4 protein-coding genes and 1 pseudogene are annotated in these 3,075 nt (G+C 62.4%); 3 read left to right on the forward strand and 2 right to left on the reverse strand.

Annotation, left to right across the window (positions count from 1 at the left end; all coding sequences use genetic code 11):
• Window positions 1–118 (forward strand): annotated as a pseudogene (locus tag EN914_RS38775) (IS630 family transposase); the annotation flags it as partial.
• On the opposite strand, the gene EN914_RS29930 reads toward EN914_RS38775, so the two are convergent.
• The gene (locus EN914_RS29930) at window positions 108–353 is read right to left on the reverse strand and encodes a nuclear transport factor 2 family protein (protein ID WP_024502846.1); all 246 of its coding nucleotides are present in this window, start codon (window positions 351–353) and stop codon (window positions 108–110) included. The pseudogene EN914_RS38775 and the gene EN914_RS29930 overlap by 11 nt on opposite strands.
• Before the next feature lie 161 nt (window positions 354–514).
• On the opposite strand from EN914_RS29930, the gene EN914_RS29935 reads away from it, so the two are divergent.
• A complete protein-coding gene (locus EN914_RS29935; protein ID WP_013529556.1) occupies window positions 515–1,267 on the forward strand; it encodes an SDR family NAD(P)-dependent oxidoreductase in 753 nt (250 codons plus the stop codon).
• 13 nt (window positions 1,268–1,280) lie between these two features.
• Here EN914_RS29935 and EN914_RS29940 read toward each other — a convergent pair whose 3' ends face one another.
• Complete coding sequence (locus tag EN914_RS29940) at window positions 1,281–2,201, reverse strand: zinc-binding dehydrogenase (protein ID WP_024502845.1); 921 nt, start codon at window positions 2,199–2,201, stop codon at window positions 1,281–1,283.
• A gap of 137 nt (window positions 2,202–2,338) precedes the next feature.
• Here EN914_RS29940 and EN914_RS29945 point away from each other — a divergent pair.
• On the forward strand, window positions 2,339–3,075 hold a 737-nt coding region (locus EN914_RS29945), incomplete at its 3' end, for a helix-turn-helix domain-containing protein (protein ID WP_164779012.1).

The following is a 3,075-nucleotide window of genomic DNA, read 5'->3' on the forward strand; positions in this document are numbered from 1 at the left end:
TCAGAAACGCACCGTCGAGGACACGTGGCGCCACATCGGCCACCTCGTCGAAACCATCGAGGCAGCCGAATGCAAAAACTACTTCGCAAAAGCCGGGTACGCTTCCGTCAAAACGTGAAACGCTCTAGCAGCGCCTGGTGATCGTCTCCGAAGGCCGCGATCATGCGCACACCGGTCACATCCTGTGAAAGTTTGGTCAGGCCTTCGAGATAGGGTTTCTTGCCGGTCGATTGCTGCATCGGCCCATCAAAAACGACGTCGTCAGCGACATAGGATGCTGCCTTTTCGAGGTCGTGTCCTGTCCACGCTTTGGTGAAGGCAGTGGCGATGTCGAGGGGTGCTGTCTGTGTCATGGCTTTGTCCTGATAGATTGATTCAGAACCCCGCGCCCTTTCCGCATTCAAGGACCAACGGCGAGCCGGCTTCCCGGTTCCTCCTTTGAGGTGAATGGTGACATTTCGGCCTCTCGCCACCTCGGCGGCGTTCGGCTACATCTGCCGGCTGGAGACCTGAAATGACTGAACTCGACACCCGAAAGACCATCGTGCTGACCGGCGCCAGCCGCGGCATCGGCCACGCCACCGTCAAGCGTTTTTCGCGCGAGGGCTGGCGCGTCATCACCTGCTCCAGGCAGGCTTTCGCCGAGGACTGCCCGTGGCCGGCCGGGCCGGAAGACCACATCAAGGTCGATCTCGCCGATCAGGAGGATGTCGGCATCGCCGTCTCCGAAATTCGCCACCGGCTGGAAGCGCATGGCGGCCAGTTGCATGCGCTGGTCAACAATGCCGGCATTTCGCCGAAGCTCAAGGACGGCAACAGCCGCATGAATTCGATCGACACGCCGATGCATGTCTGGCGCGACGTGTTCCAGGTCAATTTCTTCGCGCCGATCATGCTGGCGCGCGGGCTGTTCAAGGAACTGGCGGCGGCCAAGGGCTCGATCGTCAACGTAACCTCGATCGCCGGAACCCGCGTGCATCCCTTCGCCGGCACGGCCTACGCGACATCGAAGGCGGCACTCGGCTCGCTGACGCGCGAGATGGCGCATGATTTCGGTCCGCACGGCATCCGCGTCAACGCGATTGCGCCGGGCGAAATCGATACCGCGATCCTGTCGCCGGGCACGGACAAGATCGTCGAGACCATTCCTCTCAGGCGCCTTGGCACCACGGCCGAAGTCGCCGACATCATCTTTTTCCTGTGCTCGCAGCAGGCGTCGTATGTGACTGGCTCGGAAATCCACATCAATGGCGGCCAGCACGTGTGACAAAACAGGATGCTCATCCTGTTATGGTGAGAACAGCCTTGCCGCTGAAGCTGCGCTGTCGCAGTGCGTCCAGCGCTTGAGCGACGTCTGTCCACGGCGCCGTCAAGGCCACGCGCGTTTCGAGCCGGCCGGCTGCGACCAGAGCGAGCAGTGAGGCGATGTCCTCGCCGATGCCTGGACCAGACGTGTAGTACGCAAAAGTCTGAAGCCTTGCCCCTTCATGATCCGGAACGAACTGGCGGAATCCGACGGGCGTCAGCTCGCCGCTGCTCGAACCGAACATGACGATGGTCCCGCCAAGTGCGATACGTTCGATCGCGCGTGCGAGGCTTTGGCCGCCGACCGACTCGGTGATCAGCGAGAACGGCCCCTCGGCCAGATCGATCGCTTCGACAACCTGCCGGGCTCCGAGGCCGCGGAGATCGTCGGCGTGCCGGGCCGCGGCGATTGCCGTCACCGAGGCGCCTTGCTCGCGGGCGATCTGGATCTGAAAACGGCCGACCGCTCCGCTTGCACCGGTGATCAAGACCTGCTGGCCGGCGAGGTCGCCGCCATGGCGTAGAGTCCTTAGTGCCGTCGTACCGGCGACAGGAAGCGTGGCTGCGGAAACGAAACTGACGCTGTCCGGCAGGACGGCGAGACGGTCGATTGGGACTGCGATGCGTTCGGCCCAACCGGCCTCGTCGACCAAAGCAACAACCCGGGCGCCGACGGCTGGCCCGGAACCATCGGCTGCTCTTCGTTCGACAATCCCCGCGATGTCCTGGCCGGGTGTCCAGCCCTCGGGGCGTATGGCAAGCAGGCGCAGTTCGCCCCGGTTCAACGAAGTTGCGTGGACAGAGACAAGCGCTTCGTTCGAAGCCGGTTGAGGCTCGGCGATGTCGGCGAGCCTCAACCCGGTCGCGCTTTCGGGAGAGATGACCAGGGCGAGCATGGTGTACCTTGTTGCTGGCTTGTCGGTGCCAGCTTGCTGTGGAAAGCACGGCAAGCTGAGTACGAGCCGGAGCTTATCGACTTTCGCCGTTAAAGAATTTAGCTATCATGGCGTTTAATCGCTAATAACAGTCAACCATGAGACAACCCCTCAGCTACCCCTGGCTCGATCTCGATGTGGATGACCCTGCCGCGCCGGCGATTGCCGTGCGCGTCGACATCCCCGACACCAGAGCGGAAGTCCCCGCCCATCGGCACCGCAAAGGCCAACTCGTCTTCGCACTCGGCGGCGGCGTCACATGCCGCGTTCCAAGCGGTCTATGGATGGTGCCGCCGCATTGCGGGGTGTGGATCCCCGGCGGCATGGAGCACAGCAATGTCGCAACCGCCAACGGCCGGATTTTTTTCGTCTACATAGAGCCGGGAGCCGCCGATCTGCCGGAGCGGTGCTGCACGTTTTCAATCTCGCCCCTGCTGCGCGAATTGATCATCGAGCTTTCCGATCGGGTGGAGGGTGACGGGGCGAGGGGCGAACTCTTGACCAAGATGCTGCTCACCGAATTGCCACGCATGCCTGTCCAGCAATTTCACCTGCCGATCTCGTCCGAGCCACGCTTGAACAGGATCGCCGAAGCGTTGGCGCAAGACCCTGCCGATCGCAGCACACTGGCGGAATGGGCCAACCGCATCGCGCTCAGCGAGAGCAGCCTCGCCCGCCTTGTGGCAAAGGAGACGGGGCTGAGTTTCGGGCGCTGGCGCCAGCAATTGCACTTGATCGTTGCAATTCGGGAACTGGCTTCCGGCAAGAGTGTCCAGCAGGTCTCGGGCGATCTCGGCTATGGTTCCGTTACGGCCTTCATCACCATGTTCAAGAA

Origin of the sequence: Mesorhizobium sp. M7A.F.Ca.CA.001.08.2.1, assembly GCF_003998455.1 — a bacterium.
In the GTDB taxonomy this organism is placed as follows: domain Bacteria; phylum Pseudomonadota; class Alphaproteobacteria; order Rhizobiales; family Rhizobiaceae; genus Mesorhizobium; species Mesorhizobium ciceri.